Below are 26,179 nucleotides of genomic sequence, written 5' to 3'. Positions count from 1 at the left end.
CCTTTAGCCGCGCAGGGCCTTGAGCTTGGCCAATACGCCTTCCGCAGTCTGCTCACCCATCAACTGCTCGCGCACCTTGCCCTTGTCATCGATGATGTAGGTCACCGGCAATGCTTCGCTGCGCGGAATATCGAAGATCCCGTCCGGGTTCTGCGCCAGCACCGTGAACTTGATGCCCAGCTTGTCGCTGGCTTCCTTCAGCTCTGCGCCTTGCACATTGTCGAAGTTGACCCCGAACACACCCACGCCCTGCCCCTTCAACTGCTCCGCCAGGGCGTTGAGTTCAGGGATTTCCGTGCGGCACGGGCCACACCATTCCGCCCAGTAGTTGACCACCAGCCATTGCTTGTCCAGGCGCTCGGCCGCCACCTTCTGGCCGTTCTGGTCAACGCCGTAGTCATTACCGCAGCCGCTGAGCAGCAGGGTTGTGATGATCGCCAATGCACCGATCAGTCGCCTAGTCATGGGGTAATCCTTCGCAAAAATGAACGTAGGCTGCGACCTATCGCCTCTAACGGTTTAAGGACCGGGCGCAGCGCAGGTAGAATACCTGCCACCTTACGCAAGATGCGACCCGCACATGACCGATCTGACGCTTTATCACAACCCGCGCTGCTCGAAATCGCGCGGTGCGCTCGAACTGCTGGAAGCCCGTGGCCTCGCCCCGACCGTGGTGCGCTACCTGGAAACCCCGCTCGACGCCGCGCAATTGCGGGCCTTGCTGGCCAAGCTCGGCATCAGCGCCCGGCAACTGCTGCGCACCGGTGAAGACGAATACAAGGCCCTGGGCCTGGCCGACGCCAGCCTCAGCGAAGCGCAATTGATTGCCGCCATCGCCGCGCACCCGAAGTTGATGGAACGCCCGATCCTGGAAACCGCCGACACAGCCATCATTGGCCGCCCGCCGGAAAACGTGCTGGAGATCCTGCCGTGACGTCGCCGTATGTGCTGGTGTTGTATTACAGCCGCAATGGCTCGGTGAGCGAAATGGCCCGGCAGATTGCCCGGGGCATCGAGCAAGGCGGGATGGAGGCGCGCTTGCGCACGGTGCCAGCAATCTCCACCGAGTGCGAAGCCGTGGCGCCGAGCATCCCGGAGGAAGGCGCGCTGTATGCCAGCCTCGATGACTTGAAACACTGTTCCGGCCTGGCCCTCGGCAGCCCCACGCGCTTCGGCAATATGGCCGCGCCGCTCAAGTACTTCCTCGACGGCACCAGCAACCTGTGGCTCACCGGCGCGCTCGTCGGCAAGCCGGCCGGGGTGTTCACCTCCACCGCCAGCCTGCACGGCGGCCAGGAAACCACGCTGATGTCGATGCTGCTGCCGCTGCTGCACCACGGCATGCTGATCACCGGCCTGCCGTACAGCGAACAGGCGCTGCTCGACACCCAGGGTGGCGGCACCCCGTATGGCGCCAGCCACCATGCCGGGCCGGATGGCAAGCGCCTGCTCGATCAACACGAAATCAGCCTGTGCCGCGCCCTCGGCCTGCGCCTGGCCACCACCGCCACGTTGCTGGAGAACGGCCGTGGCCAGAAAGCCTAAGGTCCTGCCGCCCCAGGCGTGGCTGGAGCCACGGGTCAAGCTCGCGCGCACGCTGAGCCTGCTGGCGTTTTTCGCCCTGGTGGGGTTGCTCTGCGTGTACTACCTGTTCATCGCCGACCTGCACGGCGCCCGCCCGTGGGTGATCCTGCTGATCGAACTGGTGCCGCTGCTGATCCTCGCGCCGGGCATGTTGCTGGGCAGCGCGCGCGGACATTCGTGGATGTGCTTTGTGGTGAACCTGTATTTCATCAAGGGCGCGCTGGCGGCGTACGACCCGAACCGCCAGTGGTTCGGTGTGCTGGAGATGCTCGCGAGCCTGGCGGTGTTCTGTACGGCGTTGCTGTATGTGCGCTGGCGGCATCAGTTGAATCGAAGACTGGCAGAATAACGTTGTGGCGAGCGGGCTTGCCCCGCGTTGGGCTGCGCAGCAGCCCCCGAAATAGTCACCGCATTCTTTCTGATAGAAAGCAGGGCTTGGTTTTGGGGCCGCTACGCAGCCCAACGCGGGGCAAGCCCGCTCGCCACGATAGAACTCGGTCAGTGATTCACTGTGTAAGCCAGCATCATCGACAACTGGCACATCGGCCGGCCGCTCTCGGCATGCCATTGGTTGAACGCGCCCTGCACCGTCGCCAGGTCGCGCAGGCTGGTCGGCGCCTTGTCGACGATCTTCTGCGCATTCAGCGCGGCCACCACGTCATAACTCGGCACAAACGTATCCTTGCCGACCATGCGCAAAAAGCGCGGCGCCGACAGCCCGCCCAATTGGTGGCCGTGCTTGCTCAGGTACTTCCACAACCCAACGATATCAGTCACCGGCCAGTCGGCGACGAACGCACCAAAGCTGCCCTTTTCCTGCTCGATATCGAGGATCATCTGCGCGTTGCGCGGCACGCTCTTGAGCTTGCCCAGGTGGCGGATGATGCGCGTGTCCTGCATCAGCCGCTCCAGGTGCTCGGCGCCCATCAACACGACTTTTTCCGGATCGAAGCCGAAGAACACTTGCTCGAACGCCGGCCACTTGGCGTCGACCACGCTGTGTTTCAAGCCAGCGCGAAAGACCCGCAGCGCCAGGGTCGACAGGTAGCGGTCATCACTGATCTTGCGCAATTGCGCCGGGGTCTTGGGTACAGGCAGGTGGGCTTCCAACTCGGCCGCTGAACCGAAGCGGTTCAGACAATATTCGTGCAGCCACTTGTAATCGCGCATGCCCTCTCCTGGCAATGGAATTGAAAACGGCGCCCGCAAGCGCCGTGTGTCAGAGCGTTGAATCGGCTCAGAGGTTCACAACATTGACGAAGCGCGACGCGGCGGTTTCATCAATCTTCAGGCTGGTGAAGTCAAACAGGTTGCGGTCGGCCAGCTGTGACGGGATCACGTTCTGCAGGCTGCGGAAGATGCTCTCGGTACGGCCTGGGGTCTTGCGCTCCCAGTCCACCAGCATTTCCTTGACCACTTGGCGCTGCAGGTTTTCCTGGGAGCCGCACAGGTTGCACGGGATGATCGGGAATTGCTTGAAGTCGGAATAGGCCTGGATGTCCTTCTCATTGCAATACGCCAGCGGGCGAATCACCACGTTGCGCCCGTCATCGGCACGCAGCTTGGGCGGCATGGCCTTGAGCGAGCCGTTGAAGAACATATTCAGGAAGAAGGTCTCGACGATGTCGTCACGATGGTGCCCCAGGGCCATCTTGGTCGCGCCGATCTCATCGGCGAACGTGTAGAGCGTGCCACGGCGCAGGCGCGAGCACAGCGAGCAAGTGGTCTTGCCTTCCGGGATCAGCTCCTTGACCACCGAGTAGGTGTCTTTCTCGACGATGTGGTACTCGACGCCCAGTTCCTTGAGGTAGGCCGGCAGCACGTGCTCAGGGAACCCCGGTTGTTTCTGGTCCATGTTGACGGCGACGATCTCGAACTGGATCGGCGCGACCTTTTGCAGGTGCAGCAGCACGTCAAGCATGGTGTAGCTGTCTTTGCCGCCGGAGAGGCAGACCATGACCTTGTCGCCATCCTCGATCATGTTGAAATCGGCGACCGCTTCACCGGCCAGGCGACGCAGGCGTTTTTGCAGTTTGTTCTGATTGACCGTAAGAGTGCCCATGGCGCTTGGATCCGCTAGAGGTGTGTGACGAAAAGCGCGGTATTTTACCGATAAGCACCACCGAGTTCCATTGTAGGCGCTGGCTGGCCGGCGATAGCGGTGGTTGCCGTACCGTGGCAGCCCGTTATAGCGCAATCGCCGGCAAGCCGACGCGTACACAGACCTCACCGCGATTAGGGCCAATGTTTACAGCGCGATTTGCTCTAAAGCCCTACAGTTTTTCCGGTCATCCCTTCCTATACTGCGACTTGAGGTCGCACATCACTATCCAGACCTTTCAGGCCAATTGGCCGGTGGGCGCTCCGATGGGGGGCGATGGTAATAACGACAGGAGTGACTGGCATGATCCATCACGTCGTGGGGCTGTTTACCCATCCCGACCAGGAATGGCGGGAAATTCGTGGCGATAAAGAAGAAAGCATCAGCCACATGTACCTCACTCACACCTTGATTCTCGCGGCGATCCCCGCCGTGTCCGCCTTTATCGGTACCACCCGGGTCGGTTGGGTGATCGGCAGCCGCGCGCCGGTCATGCTGACCCAGGAAAGCGCGTTGTGGATGACCATCATGTCGTACGCGGCCATGCTCGGCGGCGTGGCAGTGATGGGCGCGTTCATTCACTGGATGGCCCGCACCTACGACGCCAACCCCAGCATGGCGCGGTGCGTAGCCTTTGCCACCTACACCGCGACACCGCTGTTTATCGGCGGGCTGGCGGCGCTCTACCCACATATGTGGCTGGGCATGGTGGTCGGGACGGCGGCGATTTGCTACACGGTGTACCTGCTGTATGTGGGGCTGCCCACCTTCATGAGCATTGATCCCGACGAGGGCTTCCTGTTTTCCAGCTCGGTACTGGCCGTGGGCCTGGTGGTCCTGGTGGCAATCATGGCGTTTACCGTGATTGTCTGGGGGCTGGGCGTCGGCCCGATCTATACCAACTGACCGGTCAAAGGGGTAGGCAAAGCCGCCGCAAGGTGGCTTTGTGCGTTATGCATGACCATTCGGCGCCTGACAGATTCGGAAACACCCGGTTTTGCGGCATACTGGACGTCTCTGGAGATATGGTCAGCATGCCCGAGCAACTCAATACCCGCGTCGAAGATTGTTTCCTGCAAGCCGAATCCTTTTTCAAACGAAGCTTCAAACGCCCCCAGGTCAGCCTCAAGCTGCGGGGCCAGAAGGCCGGTGTCGCGCATTTGCACGAGAACCTGCTGCGCTTCAACCCACAGCTCTACCGCGAAAACAGCCAGCACTTCCTGAAGCAGACCGTGGCTCATGAAGTGGCGCACCTGATCGCCCACCAATTGTTTGGCGAGCGCATCCAGCCGCATGGCGAGGAATGGCAACTGATCATGCGCGGGGTCTACGAACTGCCGCCGGACCGTTGCCACACCTATGCAGTCAAGCGCCGCCAGGTGATGCGCTATATCTACCGTTGCCCGTGTGCGGACAGTGATTTTCCGTTCTCGTCACAGCGCCACGGGATGGTGGCCCAGGGGCGGCGGTATTTGTGCAGGCGGTGCCGGCAGACCTTGGTGTTTACCGGCGAAACCCGGGTGGAGTGAGGGCCTCTTCGCAGGCACGCCCACGCCCCCCGTTTGAATGCATTACGAGGATAGTGCGCGGTCAAAATGTGGCAACGGGCTTGGCCGCGAAAGCCCCCGCCCAGTCACCCCACAACTTTGGCCTGCCGCAAATCGGCTATCCGCTGCGCACTCAAGCCCAGCTCCGCCAGCACTTCATCACTGTGCGCCCCTACGGCGGCGCCGATATGCCTAGGCTGCGGCAATGCCTCGGAGAACTTCAACGGGCAGGCAATCTGCGCCTGGGTCGAGCCATCGCCCCGTGGCACCTGGGTGACCAACGCCCGTGCCTTCAACTGCGGATGCTCCACCGCCTCACTCAAACCGAGGACAGGCTCCACACACGCGTCCACCCCGGCAAACAACGCGCACAGCTCATCAAAACTGCGCTTCTCGAACTCGACCTGCAGCGCCAGCTTCAAGGTTTGTTGCGCCTGCGGCTGGGGTGACAAGCCTTGCGCCGCCAGCTCCGGGCGGCCCAATGCAGTACACAGTTGTTGCATAAACCCGGGCTCGAGGCTGCCCACTGACATCCAGCGCCCATCCCGCGAGCGGTAATAGTCGTAGAAACTGCCGCCATTGAGCACATGCCCCTCCCACGCCGGCTCGACGCCACACGCCAGGTAACCGGCGCCAGCCATGGCATTCAGGCTGAACGAACAGTCGGTCATGCTCACATCCAGGTACTGGCCGAGGCCACTGGTTTGCCGGGCAATCACTGCCGCCAGCAGCCCCACCACCGCATGCAGCGAACCGCCGCCCACATCCGCCAATTGCACGCCCAAGGGCAGTGGCCCGCTGTCCTGGCGACCGGTATAGCTGGCGACGCCGGCCAGGGCGAGGTAATTGATGTCATGCCCGGCACGATCCTTGTAGGGGCCGGTCTGCCCGTAACCCGTGATGGAGACGTAGATCAGCCGTGGGTTGATCGCCTTCAACGCCTCATATCCCAGGCCCAGTCGCTCCATCACCCCGGGGCGGAACTGCTCGAGCACGATGTCGTACTCCTTGACCAGCGCGTATACGATCTCAAGCGCTTCGGCTTGCTTGAGGTCCAGCGCCAGGCTGCGTTTGTTGCGATTGAGGTAGGCGTGGCTCGCCGATGTGCCGTGATCGTGCGGCGGCAATACCCGCAGCAGGTCCATGCGCGTGGGCGATTCGATACGCAGCACCTCGGCGCCCATGTCGGCGAGCATCAATGACGCAAACGGGCCGGGCAGCAAGGTGGAAAAATCCAGCACTTTGAGGGACGCCAAGGGACCTGACATGAACACTCCAGTTGTGTTTCGGGTTCCCACAGACTAGGCAGCCTGGCGCCGACCGGCAATCGTCAGAACGATCAGCGAGGGTGACCGTTTTGATCACGGCGGGCTTTTTCGTGCAGGCGGCTTTATCATTGGCCCACGTTTGCTTGCAGAGTGTTCCATGAAGTTTGCGATTGCAGTGTTTTCCGCCGCCCACGCGCCCTCCTCGCGCCGCGCCCTGCGCTTTGCCCAGGCCGTGCTGGCCGGCGGGCATGAGATTGTGCGGCTGTTTTTCTATCAGGACGGCGTCTACAGCGCTGCCAATAATATCGTCGCGCCCCAGGACGAGCAGGACATCGCCCGCCAGTGGCGCGAGTGGGTCAGTCAGCACCAACTCGACGGTGTGGTCTGCATCGCCGCCGCGTTGCGCCGTGGCGTGCTCAACACCGAGGAAGCCACGCGCTATCAACGCAGCGCAGTGAACCTGGATGCGCCGTGGGCGCTGTCGGGCCTGGGGCAATTGCACGACGCCGCCCAGGCCGCCGACCGCCTGATCTGTTTTGGAGGGCCGTGAGATGTCCAAATCCTTATTGGTGATCAGCCGCCAGGCACCGTGGTCCGGGCCCGGCGCGCGCGAAGCACTGGATATCGTGCTGGCCGGCGGCGCGTTTGATCTGCCGATCGGCCTGCTGTTCCTCGATGATGGCGTGTTTCAGCTGGCGCCGCACCAGGACGCCAAGGCCGTACAGCAGAAGGACCTCAGCGCCAACCTGCAGGCACTGGGCCTGTTCGGCATCGATGATGTGTTCGTCTGCAGCCACAGCCTGGCCGAGCGCGGGCTTATCTCCCCGGCCAGCGCCCAGCCATTGGACAGCGCCGCCATTTCCACGCTGATTGACCGTTACGACCAGGTGATGACCCTCTGATGTCGACTTTACATGTGGTTTCCCACTCGCCGTTCACCGACAGCCGCCTCGCCAGTTGCCTGCGCATCTGTGGCGCCGACGATGCAATCCTGCTCTGCGGCGACGGCGCCTATGGGCTGCACAACCCGGCCCTGCAGGCCAAGGGTGTGAAGGTCCTGGTGCTGGCCGAAGACCTGCTGGCGCGCAATCTGCCGCTGCCGGATTGGGCCGACAGCGTCGACTACCCGGGTTTCGTGCAACTGTCGATCGACTACGACAAGGTCAACACCTGGCTATGAACACCCTGACCGTCGGCGCACGCACCCTGGAACTGGACAAGGACGGCTACCTCGTCGACCTGAACGAGTGGTCGACGGAGGTGGCCCACGCCCTGGCCGCCGCCGAAACGCTGGAGTTGACTCCGGACCATTGGGAAATCCTCACGCTGCTGCGCCAGTTCTATGCCGAATTCCAGCTGTCCCCCGCCACGCGCCCGCTGATCAAGTACACCGCCTTGAAGCTGGGCCCGGAAAAGGGCAACAGCCTGCACCTCAACAAACTGTTCAACGGCACTCCCGCCAAACTCGCCGCCAAGCTGGCGGGCCTGCCCAGGCCGACGAATTGCTTATGACCGACTTTGCCCCGCTGACCCTTGAAACCCCTGCCGAGCACCCATTTGCGCAATTCGTGCGCATCCTGGGCAAAGGCAAGCGCGGCGCGCGCAACCTCACCCGTGAAGAAGCCCGCGAAGCCATGGGCATGCTGCTCGACGAAAAAGTCGAAGACACCCAGCTCGGCGCCTTCCTGATGCTGCTGCGCCACAAGGAAGAAAGCCCGGAAGAACTCGCCGGCTTCACCGAAGCGGTGCGCGAACGCCTGCACGCCCCGGCCTTGAACGTGGATGTCGACTGGCCGACCTATGCCGGCAAGAAGCGCCACCTGCCGTGGTACCTGCTGGCGGCCAAGTGCCTGGCGCAGAACGGTGTGCGCATCCTCATGCACGGCGGCGGCGCACACACCGCCGGCCGCCTGTACACCGAGCAATTGCTGGAGGGCTTGCAGATCCCGCTGTGCCGCAACTGGCAGCAGGTCGGCGCTGCGTTCGAACGAGGCAACCTGGCATTTATTCCCCTGGGCGACTGGGCGCCGCAACTGCAGCGCATGATCGACCTGCGCAACACCCTGGGCCTGCGCTCGCCGATCCACTCCCTGGCACGCCTGCTCAACCCGCTGAATGCACGCTGCGGCCTGCAAAGCATCTTCCACCCCGGTTATCAGGGCGTGCACCGCGATGCCAGCGGCCTGCTCGGCGACAATGTGATTGTGGTCAAGGGGGATGGCGGCGAAGTCGAGATCAATCCCGACACCATCAGCCACCTGTACGGCACCACCGGTGGCGAAAGCTGGGACGAAGAATGGCCCGCCCTCTCCGCCCAGCGCCACGTCAAACCCGCGAGCCTTGAGCCGGAACATTTAAAAGCCGTGTGGCGCGGCGACGCCGAAGACAGCTACCCGCAACTGGCGCTGATCGCGACCATGGCCCTGGCGCTGCGTGGCCTGGGCCACCCACGGGAACAGGCGTTCACATTGGCGCAGCAGTACTGGGATGCGCGAGATAAATCGATTTAATCGATGATTCACGCCCGGTCTTTGCGCTTTTAGTTCGAACTCATCCCTTTAGACTGGGCTCCAACGCTTATTAGCCAAGGAGCCAGTCATGGGTTTGCTGATCGAAGGGCACTGGAAGGACCAGTGGTACGAAAGTAGCGCCGACGGCGCTTTCCAGCGTGAACAGGCGCAACGCCGAAACTGGGTGACCGCCGATGGCGCGCCCGGCCCCAGCGGCGAAGGCGGCTTCAGGGCCGAAGCCGGTCGCTATCACCTCTACGTCTCCCTTGCCTGCCCTTGGGCGCATCGCACGCTGATCCTGCGCAAGCTCAAGGGCCTGGAAAGCCTGATCGACGTGTCAGTAGTCAGCTGGTTGATGCTGGAAAACGGCTGGACCTTCGACAAGACCCACGGCTCCACCGGCGACACGCTGGATGGCTTCGACTTCATGCACCAGCGTTACACCGCCGACACCGCCGACTACACCGGGCGCGTCACCGTGCCGGTGTTGTGGGACAAGAAACTGCAGCGCATCGTGAGTAATGAGTCGGCGGAAATCATCCGCATGTTCAACAGCGCCTTCAACGAGCTGACCGGCAATACCCTGGACTTCTACCCGCAGGCACTGCGCCCGAGCATCGACGCGCTGAACGAGCGGATCTACCCGGCCGTGAACAATGGCGTGTACCGCGCCGGCTTTGCCACCGCGCAAAAGGCCTACGAAAGCGCATTTGATGATGTGTTTGCCGAACTGGATCACCTGGAGCAGCACCTGCAAGTACATCGCTACCTGGCCGGTGAGTACCTGACCGAGGCGGATGTGCGCCTGTTCACCACGCTGATCCGTTTTGATGCGGTGTATTACAGCCACTTCAAATGCAACCTGCGGCGGATTGCCGATTATCCGAACCTGTCGAATTGGTTGCGGGAGATGTACCAGTGGCCGGGCGTGGCCGAGACGGTGGATTTTGCGCATATCAAGGGGCATTACTATGCGAGCCACCGGACCATCAATCCGACGGCAATCGTGCCGAAGGGGCCGTTGCAGAGGTTTGATGCCGCCCATGATCGGGCTCGCCTTGCGGGGAAAGGCGTCTTTAGCTGAGGCGACCCGGTGTCTCTGGGGCGGGGCTTGCTATGGCTAGCAAGCTTCTCGGAGCCAGCAGGCATCTTGAGGCTAGTGGGATTCTTGAGGTCAGTGGGCTTCTGGAGGTCAGTGGGCTTCTTGAGATCAGTGGGCTTCTTGAGGTTAGTGGGATTCTTGTGGCGAGCGGGCTTGCCCCGCGTTGGGGCGCGAAGCGGCCCCAAAACCTGCCTACACGGTCTTCCTGAAACTGCGCGGCGATTGTACTGGGGCCGCTTCGCGCCCCAACGCGGGGCAAGCCCGCTCGCCACAGGAATCTCCACTGGCCTCAGAAATCTCCACTGGCCTCAGGAATCTCCACTGACCTCTGGAATCTCCACTGACCTCAGAAATCTCACTGGCCACAGGAATCTCCACTGACCTCAGGAATCTCATTGGCCACAGGAATCTCCACTGACCTCAGGAATCTCCACTGACCTCAGGAATATCACTGGCCTCTGGAATCTCCACTGACCTCAGGAATCTCACTGGCCACAGGAATCTCCACTGACCTCAGGAATATCACTGGCCTCAGGAATCTCCACTGATCACAGGAATCTCACTGGCCTCTGGAATCTCCACTGACCACAGGAATCTCACTGGCTCAGGAATTTCCACTGACCACAGGAATCTCACTGGCCACAGGAATCTCCACTGCCCACAGGAATCCCACAGGCCTCAGAAATCTCCACTGCCCACAAAAATCTCCCCGACCTCAGAAATCTCACTGGCCTCAGAAAGCCCACCGGCCACAACAACTGCGCAGCCTCAACAAGCCCGGCAATCACACTGGCCTAAACCTGCGACTGCGCGCCCTCAAACCACTTCAGCTTCTCGCGCAACACCACCACTTCACCGACGATCACCAGTGTCGGTGCATGCACTTCATGCTCCGCCACCATGCGCGGCAAGTCCGCCAGGGTGCCGGTGAATACGCGCTGGTTGGAGGTGGTGCCCTGCTGGATCAACGCAGCGGGGGTGTCCGCCGCGCGACCATGCTTGATCAGTTGTTCGCAGATGATCGGCAAGCCAATCAAGCCCATGTAGAACACCAGGGTCTGCGACGGTCCCACCAGGTCATGCCAGGGCAGGTCCGAGGTGCCGTCCTTCAGGTGCCCGGTGATAAACCGCACCGACTGCGCATAGTCACGGTGAGTCAGCGGAATCCCGGCATACGCCGCGCATCCGCTCGCCGCCGTGATGCCAGGCACCACCTGGAACGGAATGCCATGGGCTGCCAGTTCCTCGATCTCTTCGCCACCCCGGCCAAAGATGAACGGGTCGCCACCCTTGAGCCGCAATACACGCTTGCCCTGCTTGGCCAGGTCCACCAGTTGCTGGTTGATCTGGTCCTGCGGGACGGCGTGATCGGCGCGACGCTTGCCGACATAAATACGCTCGGCATCGCGGCGGCACAGCTCGAGAATCGCCGGGGCCACCAGGCGGTCGTACAGCACCACGTCGGCCTGCTGCATCAGGCGCAAGGCGCGGAAGGTCAGCAGGTCCGGATCACCCGGCCCTGCCCCCACCAGGTACACCTCGCCCGGTGCATACGGCGGCGCGCCGTTGACCTTTTCGATCAGCAGGCGCTCGGCCTCGTCACCCTGCCCGGCCAATTGACGGTCGGCAATCGGGCCCTGGAACACTTCTTCCCAGAACGCACGGCGTTGTTGCACATCCGGGTACAGGCCTTTGACCTGGGCGCGAAAACGCGCCGCGAGCCCGGCCAGTTGCCCGTAGGTGGACGGAATCCAGGTTTCCAGCTTGGCCCGGATCAAGCGTGCCAGCACCGGCGCATCGCCGCCGCTGGACACCGCGATCACTAAAGGTGAACGGTCGACAATCGCCGGGAAGATCACGCTGCACAAGGCCGGCGCATCCACCACATTGACCGGCACGCAACGACGCTTGGCATCGCTGGACACTTGCGCGTTCAGCGGCTCGTCATCGGTGGCGGCGATAATCAGGGTGCAGCCGTCGAGATCGGCCTCCTGATAACCGCGCAAAATCAATTCCCCGCCACTGCCCAGCACCAACACACGCAGCTGGTCTTCGATCTGGGGAGCAACCACCCGCAGCACTGCACCGGCGTCGGCCAGCAGTCGGGATTTGCGCAAGGCAATCTCCCCGCCACCGACGACCAACACACGGCTGCCGCGCAGGTTATGAAACAGCGGCAGAAACTCCATTTAGCGGATGACCTCGACGCCCGCCATGTACGGCTTGAGCACTTCCGGCACACGGATCGAGCCGTCAGCCTGCTGGTAGTTTTCCAGCACGGCCACCAACGTACGGCCTACCGCCAGGCCCGAACCGTTGAGGGTGTGGACCAGTTCCGGCTTGCCGGTTTCCGGGTTGCGGAAGCGCGCCTGCATGCGACGGGCCTGGAAATCGCCACAGTTGGAGCACGACGAAATCTCGCGGTATTTGTCCTGGCTCGGCACCCACACTTCGAGGTCGTAGGTCTTCACGGCACTGAAACCCATGTCGCCGGTGCACAGCGCCAGCACGCGGTACGGCAGCTCCAGCAGTTGCAGGACGCGTTCGGCGTTGGCGGTCAGGCCTTCCAGGGCTTCCATGGAAGTCGACGGCTCGACCACCTGCACCATCTCGACCTTGTCGAACTGGTGTTGGCGGATCATGCCGCGGGTGTCACGGCCCGATGCACCCGCCTCACTGCGGAAGCACGGGCTGTGGGCGACAAACTTGATCGGCAGTTGCTTGGCGTCGAGGATCTCGCCGGCGACGATGTTGGTCAGCGACACTTCGGCGGTCGGGATCAGGTACAGATCGGCTTCGCCATCGCGGCTGATCTTGAACAGGTCTTCCTCGAACTTCGGCAGCTGGCTGGTGCCCATCAGCGCCGGTGCCTGCACCAGGTACGGGGTGTAGGCCTCTTCGTAGCCGTGCTCGCCGGTGTGCAGGTTGATCATGAACTGCGCCAGGGCGCGATGCATGCGTGCGATCGGGCCGCGCAGCAAGGCAAAGCGCGCGCCGGACATCTTCGCGGCGGTTTCGAAATCCAGGCCGCCGGTCAGTTCGCCCAGGGCGACGTGGTCCTTGATCTCGAAATCAAAAGTCGTCGGCGTGCCCCAGCGGCGCACTTCGACGTTACCGTCTTCGTCTTCGCCGACCGGTACGGACTCATGGGGAATGTTGGGAATGCCCAGCAGGATCGAATCCAGCTCGGACTGAATCTTTTCCAGCTCGACTTTGCCGTCGGACAGCTCGGTGCCCATGCGCTCGACATCCGCCATCAGCGGCGCGATGTCTTCGCCGCGCTGCTTGGCCTGACCGATGGATTTGGAACGCGCATTACGCTCAGCCTGCAGTGCTTCGGTGCGGGTCTGGACGGTCTTGCGCTGTTCTTCCAGCGCTTCGATGCGCGCAACATCCAAGGCAAAGCCACGGGATGCCAGGCGGTCCGCTACGTCCTGAAGGTTGCTACGTAACAGTTTGGAATCGAGCATGTCGGTCTCTCGTTTATCAAAGTTTGGTCAAGGACAGGCCGGCCCAGGTGGCGAGCAGCCCGCCGAACACGCTGATGCCCAGGTACCCGAAGGCGACCAGGGCCTGCCCGCTTTCCAGCAGTCGCAGCGTGTCCAGTGAAAAGGATGAAAAGGTCGTCAGACCGCCTACAAAGCCGACAATCAAGCCGGCGCGAATTTCAATCGGCACTTCCGGGCGCAACAGGAACCAGCCGTACAACAACCCGATGATCAAACAGCCCACCAGGTTGACCGCCAGGGTCGCCGCATAAAAATGCTTGGGCCAGTTAGCGCTGACCCAGTTACCGGTGGCGAAACGCAATAATGTACCAGCGATGCCGGCTGCGGACACGGCAAGAATCGTCTTGAGCACTACTTTCTCCGCTGTTTAGGGCTGAGGCGATCGAGTTGGGCCAGGTGATTGAGCTTTTCGCCGATCTTCAGCTCCAGGCCACGCGGCACCGGCTGATAGAGCGGCAGCGGCTCAAGCTCATCGGGGAAATAGTCTTCACCGGCCGCGTAGGCATCCGGCTCATCGTGGGCATAGCGGTATTCGTCGCCGTAACCCAGTTGTTTCATCAACTTGGTGGGCGCGTTACGCAGGTGCAACGGCACTTCGAGGGAGCCGTATTCGGCAGCGGCGCGCAGCGCGGACTTGAAGCCCATGTACACCGCGTTGCTCTTGGGCGCACAGGCCAGGTAGGTAATGGCCTGGGCCACGGCCAATTCGCCTTCAGGGCTGCCGAGGCGCTCCTGCACGTCCCACGCGGCCAGGCACAGGCTCAAGGCGCGCGGGTCGGCGTTGCCGATGTCTTCGCTGGCCATGCGCACCACGCGGCGGGCCAGGTACAGCGGGTCGCAGCCGCCGTCGATCATCCGCGCAAACCAGTACAACGCGCCGTCCGGGTTGGAGCCGCGCACGGATTTATGCAGCGCCGAGATCTGGTCGTAGAAGGCTTCGCCGCCCTTGTCGAAGCGCCGGCGCGTATCGCCGAGCAGGCTTTGCAGGAGGTCGACGCCGATTTCGCTGCCGTCTTCGGCCAGGTCGGAGGCGTTTTCCAGCAAGTTGAGAAAGCGCCGTCCATCGCCATCGGCGGCAGTCAGCAAAATCTTGAAGCCTTCGTCGCTGACGCTCAGTTGGCGCTTGCCCAGGCCCTTGTCTTCGTTCAACGCGCGGTGCAGCAGCTTTTGCATCGCCGCTTCGTCCAGGCTCTTGAGCACATAGACTCGCGCCCGCGACAGTAAGGCGTTGTTGAGTTCGAACGAAGGGTTTTCGGTGGTGGCGCCGATAAAGATCAGCGTGCCGTCTTCGACATAGGGCAAGAACGCATCTTGCTGCGACTTGTTGAAGCGGTGCACTTCATCGACAAACAGGATGGTGCGCTTGCCGTATTGCCCGGCCTGCTGCTTGGCGACCTCGACCGCCTGGCGGATCTCCTTGACCCCGGCCAGTACCGCCGAGACCGTTTCGAAGTGCGCATCCGAGACTTTTGCCAGCAGCCGCGCCAGGGTGGTCTTACCCACGCCCGGCGGCCCCCAGAAAATCATCGAGTGCAGCGCACCCTGCTCCAGGGCTTCGCGCAAAGGCTTGCCGCGAGCGAGCAGGTGTTCCTGCCCGACATACTCATCCAGGTTGGTCGAGCGCAAGCGCGCGGCCAGTGGCTGAGCAATCGGGTCACTTCGAAACAGGTCCATGGGCAGCGTTTGAAACCTCTTGGCAGATTATTCCTGGATCACGTCGGCACCCTTGGGGATGTCGAACTTGAACTTGGACGCCGGCACCGGCTCATTGGCCTTGACCCCGGAGAACAGGATATCGGTGCGCTGGCCGACGCTGTCGACCAGGCGCATGTTGTTGATCACGCCATTGCCAAACGACAGGGACAGCGTGTCAAACAGCGTGTCCTTGGATTTGGGCTTGAGGGTGAACTCGATCACGTTGCTGGTTTGCTTGGAGGTGATGTCGAAACTCTCGTTGATTTTCGACACATCACCCGACAGCAGCAGCGCTGGCGTCTGGTTCAGGCGCGGGTCCAGCTTCTTGATGGTCGCCTGCTCTAGGTCCGGGTCCCACAGCGTGACTTTCTGGCCGTCGGAGACGATGGTCTGCTCCGCCTTGCCTTCGGTGTGCCAGTAGAACAGCCCAGGGCGCTGCACGGCCATTTCGCCGGCGGTTTCCTGCAACTGGGTGCCGCCCGCGTCCAGGGTCAGCTGGGAGAAGCGCGCGGTCAGGGTCTTGGATTTGTCCAGCAGGTTGGTCAGGCTGGCCACGGAAGCCGGGTCGGCGTGCGCCGAAACAGCAGTCAGGGCCAGTGCCGGCAACAACAGCATGCGGATAAGACGCATGGGAGTCCTCATTGAGTCGTTAGGGCGCGCCGCGTGCTGCCACGCGGCACGTGATCAGTCGCGCATCTGCCCGGGGGCGATGACTTCGCGCGAGCCGTTGGTATTCATTGCGGTCACGACGCCAGCCATTTCCATGGCTTCGATCATGCGCGCGGCGCGGTTGTAGCCGATTTTCAGCTTGCGCTGCACCGCGGAAATCGAGGCGCGGCGACTTTCCAGCACAAACGCGACGGCCTCGTCGTACAGCGCGTCGGTCTCGGCATCGTCGTCGCCACCGCTGCTGCCGCCGTCGAAGCCGCTGCCGGCTTCCTCGACGCCCGCGAGGATGTCGTCGTTGTATTCCGGAGCGCCACGCAGTTTCCAGGCTTCCACCACGCGGTGCACTTCGTCATCGGAAACGAAAGCGCCGTGCACCCGAATCGGCAGGCTGGTGCCCGGCGGCATGTAGAGCATGTCACCGTGGCCGAGCAGCTGCTCGGCGCCACCCTGGTCGATGATGGTCCGCGAGTCGATCTTGCTCGACACCTGGAACGCCATCCGCGTCGGAATGTTGGCCTTGATCAAGCCGGTGATCACATCCACCGACGGACGCTGGGTCGCGAGGATCAAGTGAATACCCGCCGCCCGCGCCTTCTGGGCGATACGGGCGATCAGTTCTTCGACCTTCTTGCCGACGATCATCATCATGTCGGCGAATTCGTCGACCACCACCACGATGGTCGGCAGCTTGCTCAGCAGCGGCGCTTCGTCGTGGATGCTCTCGCGCTTGTACAGCGGGTCGGTCAGCGGCGTGCCAGCGTCCTGGGCTTCCTTGACCTTGGCATTGAAGCCCGACAGGTTGCGCACGCCCATCTTCGCCATCAGCTTGTAGCGACGCTCCATCTCGGCCACGCTCCAGCGCAGGGCGTTGGCGGCGTCCTTCATGTCGGTGACGACCGGGCACAGCAGGTGCGGAATGCCTTCGTAGATCGACAGCTCGAGCATCTTCGGGTCGATCATGATCAGCTTGGCGTCTTCCGGGCCGGACTTGAACAGGATCGACAGGATCATTGCGTTCACACCCACCGACTTACCCGAACCGGTCGTACCGGCAACCAGCAAGTGAGGCATTTTCGCCAGGTCGGTAATCACCGGCTTGCCGCCGATGTCATGACCCAGGGCCAGGGTGACCGGCGATTTGAAGTTGTCGTATTCCGGCGTCGAGAGTACTTCGGAGAAGCGCACGATCTGGCGGTCCTCGTTGGGAATCTCGATACCTACGGTGGTCTTGCCGGGAATCACTTCGACCACGCGCACGCTGGTCACGGCCAGGGAGCGCGCCAGGTCCTTGGCCAGGTTGGCGATACGGCTGACCTTGACGCCTGCCGCCGGCTGGATTTCGTAACGGGTAATCACCGGGCCGGGGTGGATCGAGTCCACCGACACTTCGACGCCGAACTCCTTGAGCTTGATTTCCAACAGGTGGCCGACAGCCGCCAGGGATTCAGGGGAGTAGTTGAGTTGCTTCTTTTCGGCCGGGTCGAGGATCGAGATCGGCGGCAAGGTGCCTTCGACGGCGCTGTCGACAAACAACGGCGCCTGTTTCTCTTTCTGCACGCGATGGCTTGGCTCGGCGGGCTTGGGCGGTGCCGGAGCAATCACCGGCGGCACCTGCTTCTCGCGGTCCGACATGTGCTTGCTCAGGGCCTGCTCGCGCTCGATCAGGCGCTCCTTGACCTTGGCCTGCTCGCGGCGGTCCGGCGTGCTCGGGGCGACCACCTCGTTGACGCGAGTATCGACCTCACGCAACTGGGCGACCATGCGCTTGCGCTCGACCCGGGCCGCCCACCAACGGTTGGCAGCGCCCTGGAAGAGCTCCAGCAGGTCGAGGGTGATCTTGCCGGTCACGTCCATCACCTTGAACCACGACAGGTCGGTGAACACGGTGAGGCCGAACAGGAACAGCGCGATGAACATCAAGGTGCTGCCCTGGATATTCAGGGTCCTGCGCGCCAGGTCGCCAAGGCTTTCGCCCAGCGCCCCGCCCGCGCCCGCCGGCAGGCCGGTAGGCGCATGAAAGTGGATATGCGCCAGCGCCGCGCCGGACAACACCAGGAACACCAGGCCGATCAGGCGCCAGGAAAACAGCCAGCCGCTCCACTGCCACGGCTCATGCCGCTGGCGGAAGATCTGCCAGGTCTTGATCGCCAGCAGCAAGGGGAAGATATACGCGAAGTAACCGAGCACCATGAACAGGATATCGGCGCTGTAGGAGCCGGCAGGTCCACCGAAGTTCTGCACGTCTTCGATCTTGCTGTTGTGGCTCCAGCCCGGATCGTCCTTGCCATAGGTGAGCAAGGCCATCATCAGGAACAGGCACAGCGCGCCGATAGCGATCAGCGCACCTTCCTTGAGTCGGTAGTGCAGGTGCTGGCGCCAGGCCGGCACGACTGCTGCTTTGGGTGTTGCGGCGGATTTCTTCAAAACGGGTCTTTTCCTGCGCCTTTAGCGCGTCCATCTGTTGAATAACTGTAAATACTGCCCAATCCGAGCAGCTGAAAAATAAACGAACGTCGTTGAATCTACTTTTAACACTGGGCGATTGCTGGATGAAATGGCGATAACGCCACAATCGCCGCATTGTACGGGTTTGTGCCCCTGATGCCACACCACTTGGCGCTCTTCAAGCAGCATAGCCAATTGTGTGTCACAAGATGTTCAATTTGAGCATGCATTGTCTTTGCTGACAAAGGCTTATGAGCTGTTTTTACCAATCCAGGCAAGCTTGGCAAATGGCCTGCATCGGCCAGACCCGATTACGACCACGCCTCAGGCACAGAGTTGCAGAAACACGCGCTCACGCTAATGCGCGCCGATGGCCGATTCGGGCTGGCCCCACAGCGCTGTGTCGACAATAATCACGCTCTCGGTGCAGGCGACATTCCTGCCACTCCCCTCCCCTTCCGTAAGCCTGGATGCCATGCTGACCTGGTTACAACGCGACACCCTGACATTCCCGCCACTGGCCAAAGCCATGCGCGAACCCAACGGCCTGCTCGCCGCCGGCGGTGACCTGTCGGCCGAACGCCTGGTACAGGCCTATCGCCACGGTTGCTTCCCGTGGTTCTCCGAGGGCCAGCCGATCCTCTGGTGGTCGCCCGACCCGCGCACGGTGATCTTCCCCGACGAACTGCACGTCTCGCGCAGCCTGGGCAAATTGTTGCGCCAGCAGCGCTACAGCGTGACATTCGACCAGGATTTCGCCGCCGTCATCCAGGCCTGCGCCGCGCCGCGCGCCTACGCCGATGGCACCTGGATCACCGAGGGCATCCAGAGCGCCTACCTCGAGTTGCACACGCGCGGCTACGCGCACTCGGTGGAGGTATGGGACGACGGTGAACTGGTAGGCGGCCTGTATGGCCTGGCGATGGGCCAATTGTTCTTCGGCGAATCCATGTTCAGTCGCGCCGACAACGCCTCGAAATTCGGCTTTGCCACACTGACTCGGCAACTGCAGGCCTGGGGATTTGTGCTGATCGACTGCCAGATGCCCAACGATCACCTGCACAGCCTGGGCGCCCGCGCCATCCCTCGCAGCGAATTCGCGGGCCTGCTGCGCGACCATCTGGATCAACCCAACACTGGACCGTGGGTTTCCTAGGCGACTTGCGCGCACCTGGCTTACACTTATTTCAAAGCTTACCCGAGGGTTGATCATGACCGAGTTGGCGCGTTTGAAGTTTTATGCCACTCAACCCCACTCTTGCAGCTATCTGCCCGACGAGCAGGCCACCACGCTGTTCCTCGATCCCAGCCAGCCAATGGACGTGCATGTGTATGCCGATCTCTCGGAAATGGGCTTTCGGCGCAGCGGCGACCACCTGTACCGGCCCCATTGCCAGAACTGCAATGCCTGCGTCCCGGCGCGCATCCCTGTGGCGCAGTTTGTACCGGACCGCAACCAGAAACGCATCCTCAAGCGCAACGCCGACCTGACGGTGACCTCGGCCAAGCCGAGGTTCAGCGAAGAATATTTCGACCTTTACCAGCGCTACATCGAGCAACGCCATGCTGACGGCGACATGTTCCCGCCCAGCCGCGATCAGTTTTCCACCTTCCTGGTGCGTGAGCTGCCGTTCTCGCGATTCTACGAGTTTCGCCTCGACGGTCGCCTGGTGGCCGTCGCCGTGACCGATTTGCTGCCTAACGGCCTGTCGGCGGTCTACACCTTCTACGAACCAGCCGAAGAACGCCGCAGCCTGGGGCGCTTCGCGATCCTCTGGCAAATTGGCGAAGCCATGCGCCTGGAACTCGAGGCGGTGTACCTCGGATACTGGATCAAGAACTGCAAAAAGATGAACTACAAGACCCAATATCGGCCTATTGAACTGCTGATTAATCAAAGATGGGTCACGCTTAACTAGAACCCCTTGGCTTAAACACCCTTTTTCGGGCACAATGCACGCCGCTTTTGCCTGGCGCAGTTGCACCGGGCCATTCACTGGATACCGAGGGCTTTACTGCATGTCGAAAGAAGACAGCTTCGAAATGGAAGGCACTGTCGTCGACACCCTGCCCAACACCATGTTTCGTGTGGAGTTGGAAAATGGGCACGTCGTAACCGCGCATATCTCCGGCAAGATGCGCAAGAACTACATTCGTATTCTTACCGGTGACAAAGTGCGCGTCGAGCTGACGCCCTATGACTTGAGCAAAGGGCGCATCACTTACCGCGCTCGTTAAGCAAGTCAATACAAAACGCCCGGTTATGCCGGGCGTTTTTGTGTGCGCGCTATTTATGCAGGGCTGCAGGGCTCATGTGGGAGCTGCGTACACCCGGGGTATAGGCCTCACCCCCAATCCCCCTGTGGGAGCGGGCTTGCTCGCGAAGGCGATCCGTCAGTTGATGCATTCGGTGGCTGACACACCGCTTTCGCAGGCAAGCCAGCTCCCACATTTGATCTGTGTACACCCAGAGCCTAGACCTAACCCAAATCCCCTGTGGGAGCGGGCTTGCTCGCGAAGGCGATCCGTCAGTTGATGCATTCGCTGGCTGACCCACCGCTTTCGCAGGCAAGCCAGCTCCCACATTTGATCTGTGTACACCCAGAGCCTAGACCTAACCCAAATCCCCTGTGGGAGCGGGCTTGCTCGCGAAGGCGATCCATCAGTTGATGCATCCGCTGGCTGATCCACCGCTTTCGCAGGCAAGCCGGCTCCCACATTTGATCTGCGTGCACCCGGGGCATAGGCCTAACCCCAATTCCCTGTGGGAGCGGGCTTGCCCGCGAAGGCGATCCGCCAGTTGATGCATTCGCTGGCTGACCCACCGCTTTCGCAGGCAAGCCAGCTCCCACATTTGATTTGCATACACCCGGGGTCTCAGGCCCCACCCCAATTCCCTGTGGGAGCGGGCTTGCTCGCGAAGGCGATCCGTCAGTTGATGCATTCGCTGGCTGACCCACCGCTTTCGCAGGCAAGCCAGCCACTGCATTTGATCTCCACCAACATCAAGACAGCAAAAAGGCGCCTTTCGGCGCCTTTGCTGTAGTGCAGTCAACGATCAGGCCATTTCCGCAGTGGTTTCGAAGTCGAAGGTCAGCTCGCCATCCTTCAGGTCGATATGCACCACGCCGCCATGGTCGGACAGCTCGCCGAACAGGATCTCTTCGGCCAATGGCCGCTTGATCTTGTCCTGGATCAGACGCGCCATCGGGCGAGCGCCCATTGCCGCGTCGTAACCACCTTCGGCCAGCCAGTTGCGCGCCGCGTCCGTCACGTCCAGCTGCACGCGCTTGTCTTCCAACTGCGCCTGAAGCTCGGTGAGGAACTTGTCCACCACGCTCTTGATAACCTCATGGCTGAGGCGACCAAACTGGATAATGGTGTCCAAACGGTTGCGGAACTCCGGCGTAAAGCTCTTCTTGATCACTTCCATGGCATCGGAAGAGTGATCCTGATGGCTGAAGCCGATCGAAGCCCGCGCGGCCGTTTCGGCACCGGCGTTGGTGGTCATGATCACGATCACGTTGCGGAAATCCGCCTTGCGCCCGTTGTTGTCGGTCAGGGTGCCGTGGTCCATCACCTGCAACAGCAGGTTGAAGACTTCCGGGTGCGCCTTCTCGATTTCATCGAGCAGCAATACGCAATGCGGCTGCTTGGTGATCGCTTCGGTCAACAGGCCGCCCTGGTCGAACCCGACATAGCCCGGAGGCGCACCGATCAGGCGCGACACAGTGTGACGCTCCATGTATTCGGACATGTCGAAACGCACCAGCTCAATGCCCATGGCCTTGGCCAACTGCCGTGCCGCCTCGGTCTTGCCGACGCCGGTAGGACCAGCGAACAGGAACGAACCCACAGGCTTGTCCGGCGACTTGAGGCCCGCACGCGACAACTTGATCGCGGTGGACAGCGAGTCGATGGCCGCATCCTGGCCGAACACGGTCAGCTTGAGGTCACGCTCCAGGTTACGCAGCAGTTCCTTGTCGGAACTGGTGACGTGTTTTGGCGGAATCCGCGCGATCTTCGCCACGATGTCCTCGACCTGAGGTACGTCGATGCGTTTCACACGCTTCTCGACCGGCTGCAGGCGCTGATAGGCACCCGCCTCGTCGATCACGTCGATGGCCTTGTCCGGCATGTGCCGGTCATTGATGTAGCGCGACGCCAGTTCAGCGGCCGAACGCAGGGCTTCATCGGTGTACTCGATGCCATGGTGCGCTTCGAAACGCCCCTTGAGCCCGCGCAGGATGCCAATGGTGTCTTCAACCGAAGGCTCGGACACGTCGACTTTCTGGAAGCGACGCGCCAAGGCGCGGTCTTTCTCGAAAATGCCGCGGAATTCCTGGAACGTGGTCGAACCGATGCAGCGGATATCACCCGACGACAGCAGCGGCTTGAGCAGGTTCGAGGCGTCCATTACCCCACCGGATGCCGCACCGGCACCAATGATGGTGTGGATTTCATCAATGAACAGGATCGCCTGCGGGCGTTTTTTCAGCTCACTGAGCAACGCCTTGAAGCGCTTCTCGAAATCGCCACGGTACTTGGTCCCGGCGAGCAAGGCGCCCAGATCAAGGGAGTAGACGACGCTGTTGGCCAGCAGGTCAGGCACCTGATTGTCGACAATGCGTTTGGCCAGGCCCTCGGCAATCGCGGTTTTACCCACGCCGGCCTCACCCACCAGCAACGGGTTGTTCTTGCGACGACGCGCGAGGATCTGCGCTACACGCTCGACCTCAAGCTCACGCCCCACCAGCGGATCGATCCGCCCCTGGCGCGCCAGCTCATTGAGGTTACTGGCATAGGCATCCAGTGGATTGCCCGAAGAAGAAGACTCACCGCCCTCGTCGTCCTGCATATCCTGCTCACCCTCGGAATGATCGCCGTGCCCAGGCACCTTGGAGATACCGTGGGCGATGTAGTTGACGACATCAATACGGGCAACGCTCTGCTGCTTGAGCAGGAACACTGCCTGGCTTTCCTGCTCGCTGAAAATTGCCACCAGCACGTTGGCGCCTGTGACTTCACGCTTACCGGAGCTCTGTACGTGGAAAACAGCACGCTGCAATACCCGCTGGAAGCCCAGGGTTGGCTGGGTCTCGCGGTCCTCGTCATGCACGGGGATCAGTGGCGTGGTGGAGTCGATAAACTCCTGCAGGTCATGCTTGAGTTTGTCGAGGTTGGCGCCGCACGCACGTAGAACGGTGGCGGCAGCTTCGTTATCCAAAAGTGCCAGCAGCAGGTGCTCGACGGTCATGAATTCATGACGCTTCGAACGGGCCTCCTTGAAGGCAAGATTGAGGGTGACTTCGAGCTCGCGGTTTAACATAGCTTCACCTCATACCCAAGTGGTCGGCGTTAACCGTCCTTCTCGATTTCACAGAGTAGCGGATGCTGGCTTTCCCTGGCGTACTGGTTGACCTGCATGGCCTTTGTCTCGGCGATGTCGCGGGTAAACACTCCACATACTGCCCGTCCTTCTGTGTGAACGGCCAGCATTACCTTGGTCGCCAACTCGCGGTTCAGGTTAAAAAACACCTCGAGTACTTCGACCACGAAATCCATCGGTGTGTAGTCATCATTGAACAAAACCACCTTGTACATCGGCGGCGCCTGTAAAGCAGGCTTGGCCTCCTGAACAGCAATGCCTGCAGAACCGTCGTCATCGTGTTCGTGATCCGGTCGATCCTGATTGAATGTTAGTCGAATCTGGCTGATTGCATGCATGGAAAGAAAGGTTCGTCAGTGGTTCAAATACAGTGGTGGGGGCGACCTGTCAGAATTTCAACTACTGACCGGCCAGTCGCCTTGACTATCGGCAAAACGGTGTTACAACCAATAGAACCCACAGTGGGTAAAAAAGGTCCGCGCAGTCAACCTTATTTATTCGGGTTAGGACGGATAAACTGGATGATACTCCAGTGATGGAGTCTGGTGCAGAGGGATATGGGCATGGCAAGTGGTAAGGTCAAGTGGTTCAACAATGCCAAAGGCTACGGTTTCGTCGTAGAGGACGGTAAGTCCGAAGATCTCTTTGCGCATTTTTCAGCGATCAAGATGGATGGGTACAAGACGCTGAAAGCGGGCCAACCTGTAAGTTTCGAAATCATTCAAGGACCGAAAGGGTTGCATGCCGTGGAAATCGTCGCCAAGGCACCTGAACCCACCGCGGGGTCGACCGCTCATAACGAAAAGAAGCAAACGGCCTGATCCGCCGTCGAGCGCGCAAACGCAATAAAAAACCGGCCACCCCATCAAGATTGGGACGGCCGGTTTTTTTATGCCTGCGCCTTACATATGCGAAATCAGCGCATCACCAAAGCCCGACGACGACACCAACTTCGCGCCATCCATCAGGCGCTCGAAGTCATAGGTCACGGTCTTGGCCGAAATCGCGCCATTGGTGCCCTTGATAATCAGGTCAGCCGCCTCGATCCAGCCCATGTGGCGCAACATCATCTCCGCCGACAGGATCAATGAACCCGGATTGACCTGGTCCTTGCCCGCATACTTGGGCGCGGTGCCGTGGGTCGCCTCGAACATGGCCACGGTGTCGGACAGGTTGGCCCCCGGCGCAATGCCGATACCGCCCACCTCTGCCGCCAGCGCGTCGGACAGGTAGTCGCCGTTCAGGTTGAGTGTCGCAATCACGTCATATTCGGCCGGACGCAGCAGGATCTGCTGGAGCATGGCGTCGGCAATCGCATCCTTGACCACCACATTCTTGCCGGTTTTCGGGTTCTTGAACTGCATCCATGGACCGCCATCGAGCAGGGTCGCGCCGAATTCCTGCGCCGCCACTTCGTAGGCCCATTCCTTGAAGGCCCCCTCGGTGAACTTCATGATGTTGCCTTTGTGCACGATGGTCAGCGAGTCGCGGTCGTTATCCACCACATATTGCAGGGCTTTACGCGCCAGGCGCTGGGTCCCCTCTTTCGAGACCGGCTTGACGCCGATGCCGCAATCCTGGTCGAAACGGATCTTGGTCACGCCCATTTCTTCCTTGAGGAACTTGATCACCTTGATCGCTTCGGGCGAGCCGGCTTTCCACTCGATCCCGGCGTAGATGTCTTCGGAGTTCTCACGGAAGATGGTCATGTCCACATCGCCTGGCTTCTTGACCGGGCTCGGCACGCCTTCGAACCAGCGCACCGGGCGCAGGCACACATACAAGTCGAGTTGTTGGCGCAGGGCCACGTTCAGCGAACGGATGCCGCCACCGACCGGGGTGGTCAGCGGGCCTTTGATGGACACCACGTAATCCTTGACCGCATCCAGGGTTTCCTGGGGCAGCCAGGTGTCCTGGTCGTAGACTTGAGTGGCTTTCTCGCCGGCGTACACCTCCATCCAGGAGATCTTGCGCTTGCCGCCGTAGGCCTTTTCAACAGCCGCGTCGACCACCTTGATCATCACCGGGCTGATGTCGACGCCAATACCGTCACCTTCGATATAAGGGATGATCGGTTGGTCAGGAACATTGAGAGAATGGTCTGCATTGACGGTGATTTTGTCGCCGACTGCCGGAACCTGAATCTTCTTGTATCCCATGCTGAACTCCATCTATGGATTGAACATCTGGCTGCGTTCGAGCCTACTCCAGATAAATGGCGACTGAAACCTCACGCCATGCTCATTTGCATCGAAAACAGCATAAATTGTCGCCTACAAGCCTGAAAGCAAAGGCAAAATCGCCAATCTTGAGCACTGCATGCGACCTTGGTAGCACGTTGGGCCCTGCGACCTTTAGAC

The 26,179-nt window shown here is 61.2% G+C and carries 28 protein-coding genes; 15 read left to right on the top strand and 13 right to left on the bottom strand.

Annotated elements, in window-relative coordinates:
* Positions 1-3: 3 nt before the first annotated feature.
* Positions 4-465, bottom strand: a complete 462-nt coding sequence (locus tag C9990_RS12325) for a TlpA disulfide reductase family protein (RefSeq protein ID WP_106803443.1) — start codon at positions 463-465, stop codon at positions 4-6.
* Between the two features lie 115 nt (positions 466-580).
* On the opposite strand from C9990_RS12325, the gene arsC reads away from it, so the two are divergent.
* The 3 genes from arsC to C9990_RS12310 are packed head-to-tail and all read left to right on the top strand — an operon-like array spanning position 581 to position 1,933.
* Positions 581-934 carry an arsenate reductase (glutaredoxin) gene (gene arsC, locus C9990_RS12320; RefSeq protein ID WP_106803442.1) on the top strand — a complete coding sequence of 118 codons (354 nt, stop codon included), beginning with the start codon at positions 581-583 and terminating at the stop codon, positions 932-934.
* Positions 931-1,545 (top strand): NAD(P)H:quinone oxidoreductase, encoded by a 615-nt coding sequence (gene wrbA / locus C9990_RS12315; protein WP_065907460.1) that lies wholly within the window; start codon positions 931-933, stop codon positions 1,543-1,545. The genes arsC and wrbA overlap by 4 nt, the downstream gene beginning before the upstream one ends.
* On the top strand, positions 1,529-1,933 hold the full coding sequence (locus C9990_RS12310) for a DUF2069 domain-containing protein (RefSeq protein ID WP_106803441.1): 405 nt from the start codon (positions 1,529-1,531) through the stop codon (positions 1,931-1,933). Before wrbA ends, C9990_RS12310 begins: the two co-directional genes overlap by 17 nt.
* A gap of 149 nt (positions 1,934-2,082) precedes the next feature.
* Here the strand turns inward: C9990_RS12310 and C9990_RS12305 are convergent, their stop codons facing one another.
* Positions 2,083-2,754: a DNA-3-methyladenine glycosylase I gene (locus C9990_RS12305; RefSeq protein WP_010209632.1), complete on the bottom strand. Its 672-nt coding sequence runs from the start codon at positions 2,752-2,754 to the stop codon at positions 2,083-2,085.
* 67 nt (positions 2,755-2,821) lie between these two features.
* Entirely contained in the window at positions 2,822-3,646 is an 825-nt protein-coding gene (ttcA, locus tag C9990_RS12300; protein ID WP_065907464.1) for a tRNA 2-thiocytidine(32) synthetase TtcA, read from the bottom strand.
* 342 nt (positions 3,647-3,988) lie between these two features.
* Between ttcA and C9990_RS12295 the strand changes: the two genes are divergently transcribed.
* Positions 3,989-4,591, top strand: a complete 603-nt coding sequence (locus tag C9990_RS12295; RefSeq protein ID WP_065907465.1) for a Yip1 family protein — start codon at positions 3,989-3,991, stop codon at positions 4,589-4,591.
* A gap of 128 nt (positions 4,592-4,719) precedes the next feature.
* Positions 4,720-5,214: a SprT family zinc-dependent metalloprotease gene (locus C9990_RS12290; RefSeq protein WP_065907486.1), complete on the top strand. Its 495-nt coding sequence runs from the start codon at positions 4,720-4,722 to the stop codon at positions 5,212-5,214.
* Between the two features lie 104 nt (positions 5,215-5,318).
* Here C9990_RS12290 and C9990_RS12285 read toward each other — a convergent pair whose 3' ends face one another.
* Positions 5,319-6,500 carry a CaiB/BaiF CoA-transferase family protein gene (locus C9990_RS12285; RefSeq protein WP_106803440.1) on the bottom strand — a complete coding sequence of 394 codons (1,182 nt, stop codon included), beginning with the start codon at positions 6,498-6,500 and terminating at the stop codon, positions 5,319-5,321.
* 157 nt (positions 6,501-6,657) lie between these two features.
* Between C9990_RS12285 and tusD the strand changes: the two genes are divergently transcribed.
* The 6 genes from tusD (at position 6,658) to C9990_RS12255 (ending at position 10,094) form a co-directional block, all read left to right on the top strand.
* The gene (tusD, locus tag C9990_RS12280; RefSeq protein ID WP_065907471.1) at positions 6,658-7,050 is read left to right on the top strand and encodes a sulfurtransferase complex subunit TusD; all 393 of its coding nucleotides are present in this window, start codon (positions 6,658-6,660) and stop codon (positions 7,048-7,050) included.
* A 1-nt stretch (position 7,051) separates the two neighbouring features.
* The gene (tusC, locus tag C9990_RS12275) at positions 7,052-7,402 is read left to right on the top strand and encodes a sulfurtransferase complex subunit TusC (protein ID WP_065907473.1); all 351 of its coding nucleotides are present in this window, start codon (positions 7,052-7,054) and stop codon (positions 7,400-7,402) included.
* A complete protein-coding gene (gene tusB, locus C9990_RS12270) occupies positions 7,402-7,680 on the top strand; it encodes a sulfurtransferase complex subunit TusB (protein WP_106803439.1) in 279 nt (92 codons plus the stop codon). The genes tusC and tusB overlap by 1 nt, the downstream gene beginning before the upstream one ends.
* Positions 7,677-8,012, top strand: a complete 336-nt coding sequence (locus C9990_RS12265) for a TusE/DsrC/DsvC family sulfur relay protein (protein WP_106803438.1) — start codon at positions 7,677-7,679, stop codon at positions 8,010-8,012. Before tusB ends, C9990_RS12265 begins: the two co-directional genes overlap by 4 nt.
* Before the next feature lie 14 nt (positions 8,013-8,026).
* On the top strand, positions 8,027-9,010 hold the full coding sequence (locus tag C9990_RS12260) for a glycosyl transferase family protein (protein WP_371920696.1): 984 nt from the start codon (positions 8,027-8,029) through the stop codon (positions 9,008-9,010).
* A gap of 88 nt (positions 9,011-9,098) precedes the next feature.
* The gene (locus C9990_RS12255) at positions 9,099-10,094 is read left to right on the top strand and encodes a glutathione S-transferase family protein (protein ID WP_106803436.1); all 996 of its coding nucleotides are present in this window, start codon (positions 9,099-9,101) and stop codon (positions 10,092-10,094) included.
* Positions 10,095-10,906: 812 nt separating this feature from the next.
* Here the strand turns inward: C9990_RS12255 and cysG are convergent.
* From cysG to C9990_RS12225, 6 genes are read right to left on the bottom strand one after another with little or no spacing between them, the layout of a single operon-like run.
* A complete protein-coding gene (cysG, locus tag C9990_RS12250; RefSeq protein ID WP_106803435.1) occupies positions 10,907-12,301 on the bottom strand; it encodes a siroheme synthase CysG in 1,395 nt (464 codons plus the stop codon).
* Positions 12,302-13,582, bottom strand: a complete 1,281-nt coding sequence (gene serS, locus C9990_RS12245) for a serine--tRNA ligase (RefSeq protein WP_065907488.1) — start codon at positions 13,580-13,582, stop codon at positions 12,302-12,304.
* A gap of 16 nt (positions 13,583-13,598) precedes the next feature.
* Entirely contained in the window at positions 13,599-13,973 is a 375-nt protein-coding gene (gene crcB / locus C9990_RS12240) for a fluoride efflux transporter CrcB (RefSeq protein ID WP_065907493.1), read from the bottom strand.
* On the bottom strand, positions 13,973-15,295 hold the full coding sequence (locus C9990_RS12235) for a replication-associated recombination protein A (RefSeq protein WP_065907495.1): 1,323 nt from the start codon (positions 15,293-15,295) through the stop codon (positions 13,973-13,975). Before C9990_RS12235 ends, crcB begins: the two co-directional genes overlap by 1 nt.
* A gap of 27 nt (positions 15,296-15,322) precedes the next feature.
* Positions 15,323-15,946 (bottom strand): outer membrane lipoprotein chaperone LolA, encoded by a 624-nt coding sequence (gene lolA / locus C9990_RS12230; protein ID WP_065907498.1) that lies wholly within the window; start codon positions 15,944-15,946, stop codon positions 15,323-15,325.
* A gap of 54 nt (positions 15,947-16,000) precedes the next feature.
* The gene (locus C9990_RS12225; RefSeq protein WP_065907501.1) at positions 16,001-18,409 is read right to left on the bottom strand and encodes a DNA translocase FtsK; all 2,409 of its coding nucleotides are present in this window, start codon (positions 18,407-18,409) and stop codon (positions 16,001-16,003) included.
* 496 nt (positions 18,410-18,905) lie between these two features.
* Here C9990_RS12225 and aat point away from each other — a divergent pair, with 496 nt between their 5' ends.
* The 3 genes from aat (at position 18,906) to infA (ending at position 20,668) form a co-directional block, all read left to right on the top strand.
* Entirely contained in the window at positions 18,906-19,586 is a 681-nt protein-coding gene (gene aat, locus C9990_RS12220) for a leucyl/phenylalanyl-tRNA--protein transferase (RefSeq protein WP_065907502.1), read from the top strand.
* Between the two features lie 55 nt (positions 19,587-19,641).
* The gene (locus tag C9990_RS12215) at positions 19,642-20,349 is read left to right on the top strand and encodes an arginyltransferase (protein WP_065907503.1); all 708 of its coding nucleotides are present in this window, start codon (positions 19,642-19,644) and stop codon (positions 20,347-20,349) included.
* A 100-nt stretch (positions 20,350-20,449) separates the two neighbouring features.
* Positions 20,450-20,668 (top strand): translation initiation factor IF-1, encoded by a 219-nt coding sequence (gene infA / locus C9990_RS12210; RefSeq protein WP_002553999.1) that lies wholly within the window; start codon positions 20,450-20,452, stop codon positions 20,666-20,668.
* An 820-nt stretch (positions 20,669-21,488) separates the two neighbouring features.
* Here infA and clpA read toward each other — a convergent pair.
* Positions 21,489-23,759 carry an ATP-dependent Clp protease ATP-binding subunit ClpA gene (clpA, locus tag C9990_RS12190; protein WP_106803431.1) on the bottom strand — a complete coding sequence of 757 codons (2,271 nt, stop codon included), beginning with the start codon at positions 23,757-23,759 and terminating at the stop codon, positions 21,489-21,491.
* Positions 23,760-23,788: 29 nt separating this feature from the next.
* Positions 23,789-24,157: an ATP-dependent Clp protease adapter ClpS gene (gene clpS, locus C9990_RS12185; protein WP_010567912.1), complete on the bottom strand. Its 369-nt coding sequence runs from the start codon at positions 24,155-24,157 to the stop codon at positions 23,789-23,791.
* A gap of 219 nt (positions 24,158-24,376) precedes the next feature.
* On the opposite strand from clpS, the gene cspD reads away from it, so the two are divergent.
* The gene (cspD, locus tag C9990_RS12180; protein ID WP_106803430.1) at positions 24,377-24,640 is read left to right on the top strand and encodes a cold shock domain-containing protein CspD; all 264 of its coding nucleotides are present in this window, start codon (positions 24,377-24,379) and stop codon (positions 24,638-24,640) included.
* 81 nt (positions 24,641-24,721) lie between these two features.
* Here cspD and icd read toward each other — a convergent pair whose 3' ends face one another.
* Positions 24,722-25,978, bottom strand: coding sequence for an NADP-dependent isocitrate dehydrogenase (gene icd / locus C9990_RS12175; RefSeq protein ID WP_106805637.1), 1,257 nt, complete (start codon positions 25,976-25,978; stop codon positions 24,722-24,724).
* Positions 25,979-26,179 lie beyond the last annotated feature (201 nt).

This window comes from Pseudomonas sp. S5D5 (assembly GCF_003013355.1).
GTDB lineage: Bacteria > Pseudomonadota > Gammaproteobacteria > Pseudomonadales > Pseudomonadaceae > Aquipseudomonas > Aquipseudomonas aylmerensis.
The sequence above is the reverse complement of the archived record's forward strand: the minus strand, read 5'-3'. Positions and strand labels throughout refer to the sequence as shown.

What these genes read in the sequence shown, in the direction of transcription:
- C9990_RS12325 (WP_106803443.1), bottom strand. Translation starts at nt 465, where the DNA reads ATGACTAGGCGACTGATCGGTGCATTGGCGATCATCACAACCCTGCTG.
- C9990_RS12215 (WP_065907503.1), top strand. Translation starts at nt 19,642, where the DNA reads ATGACCGAGTTGGCGCGTTTGAAGTTTTATGCCACTCAACCCCACTCT.
- tusD (WP_065907471.1), top strand. Translation starts at nt 6,658, where the DNA reads ATGAAGTTTGCGATTGCAGTGTTTTCCGCCGCCCACGCGCCCTCCTCG.
- C9990_RS12295 (WP_065907465.1), top strand. Translation starts at nt 3,989, where the DNA reads ATGATCCATCACGTCGTGGGGCTGTTTACCCATCCCGACCAGGAATGG.
- infA (WP_002553999.1), top strand. Translation starts at nt 20,450, where the DNA reads ATGTCGAAAGAAGACAGCTTCGAAATGGAAGGCACTGTCGTCGACACC.
- tusB (WP_106803439.1), top strand. Translation starts at nt 7,402, where the DNA reads ATGTCGACTTTACATGTGGTTTCCCACTCGCCGTTCACCGACAGCCGC.
- C9990_RS12290 (WP_065907486.1), top strand. Translation starts at nt 4,720, where the DNA reads ATGCCCGAGCAACTCAATACCCGCGTCGAAGATTGTTTCCTGCAAGCC.
- C9990_RS12255 (WP_106803436.1), top strand. Translation starts at nt 9,099, where the DNA reads ATGGGTTTGCTGATCGAAGGGCACTGGAAGGACCAGTGGTACGAAAGT.
- cspD (WP_106803430.1), top strand. Translation starts at nt 24,377, where the DNA reads ATGGGCATGGCAAGTGGTAAGGTCAAGTGGTTCAACAATGCCAAAGGC.
- C9990_RS12235 (WP_065907495.1), bottom strand. Translation starts at nt 15,295, where the DNA reads ATGGACCTGTTTCGAAGTGACCCGATTGCTCAGCCACTGGCCGCGCGC.
- tusC (WP_065907473.1), top strand. Translation starts at nt 7,052, where the DNA reads ATGTCCAAATCCTTATTGGTGATCAGCCGCCAGGCACCGTGGTCCGGG.
- clpS (WP_010567912.1), bottom strand. Translation starts at nt 24,157, where the DNA reads ATGCATGCAATCAGCCAGATTCGACTAACATTCAATCAGGATCGACCG.
- C9990_RS12285 (WP_106803440.1), bottom strand. Translation starts at nt 6,500, where the DNA reads ATGTCAGGTCCCTTGGCGTCCCTCAAAGTGCTGGATTTTTCCACCTTG.
- serS (WP_065907488.1), bottom strand. Translation starts at nt 13,582, where the DNA reads ATGCTCGATTCCAAACTGTTACGTAGCAACCTTCAGGACGTAGCGGAC.
- C9990_RS12305 (WP_010209632.1), bottom strand. Translation starts at nt 2,754, where the DNA reads ATGCGCGATTACAAGTGGCTGCACGAATATTGTCTGAACCGCTTCGGT.
- aat (WP_065907502.1), top strand. Translation starts at nt 18,906, where the DNA reads ATGCTGACCTGGTTACAACGCGACACCCTGACATTCCCGCCACTGGCC.
- ttcA (WP_065907464.1), bottom strand. Translation starts at nt 3,646, where the DNA reads ATGGGCACTCTTACGGTCAATCAGAACAAACTGCAAAAACGCCTGCGT.
- lolA (WP_065907498.1), bottom strand. Translation starts at nt 15,946, where the DNA reads ATGCGTCTTATCCGCATGCTGTTGTTGCCGGCACTGGCCCTGACTGCT.
- icd (WP_106805637.1), bottom strand. Translation starts at nt 25,978, where the DNA reads ATGGGATACAAGAAGATTCAGGTTCCGGCAGTCGGCGACAAAATCACC.
- arsC (WP_106803442.1), top strand. Translation starts at nt 581, where the DNA reads ATGACCGATCTGACGCTTTATCACAACCCGCGCTGCTCGAAATCGCGC.
- cysG (WP_106803435.1), bottom strand. Translation starts at nt 12,301, where the DNA reads ATGGAGTTTCTGCCGCTGTTTCATAACCTGCGCGGCAGCCGTGTGTTG.
- C9990_RS12265 (WP_106803438.1), top strand. Translation starts at nt 7,677, where the DNA reads ATGAACACCCTGACCGTCGGCGCACGCACCCTGGAACTGGACAAGGAC.
- clpA (WP_106803431.1), bottom strand. Translation starts at nt 23,759, where the DNA reads ATGTTAAACCGCGAGCTCGAAGTCACCCTCAATCTTGCCTTCAAGGAG.